Below are 512 nucleotides of genomic sequence, written 5' to 3' on the forward strand. Positions count from 1 at the left end.
GGTTTAGGCTGCTGACCAGTTAAATTCGTATAGATTTGTACAAAATGTTGAAAATGCTTTATTTCATCATTACGAATTTCAAGAATTTGATTTCGTTCTGCCTCGTTTGGAGCCATGTTAGCTAATTTAGCATAGCAATTTATAGCCGTAAACTCTCCATCAATTGCTTTTTCAATATCGCTAATTAGCTTATCATTTTGCCTATACCAATCATAATAATTCGAATTATACATCGTATCCCCTCCATACTTTCGCATAACATTTTATGCACTTTGAAATAGTAGGAGCATGTACACAAAAAAGAACCGCAAATACTAATTCTTCAATCACTTTTTAAATATCGAAAAAGCCTATCTATCGCTGCTTAATTTCCTTATCGCTTCATAATGAATTCATCAAAAAAACGCTTCACTACGAGTGAAACGTTCTTTATCTTTTAAGCGTTTAATTCAGTTTTAAATTCTTTTAATGCACTACGTTTTAAAGCAGTTGCTAATACGATAACCATACTT

At 31.8% G+C, this 512-nt stretch carries 1 protein-coding gene; it reads right to left on the reverse strand.

What is annotated here, in order from left to right; genetic code table 11:
- Window positions 1–233: ferritin-like domain-containing protein (locus tag AC1DJR_RS33135; protein WP_477004584.1), on the reverse strand; the 233-nt coding region annotated here is incomplete at its 3' end.
- Window positions 234–512: the final 279 nt, after the last annotated feature.

Source organism: Bacillus sp. 05T31, from assembly GCF_056396725.1.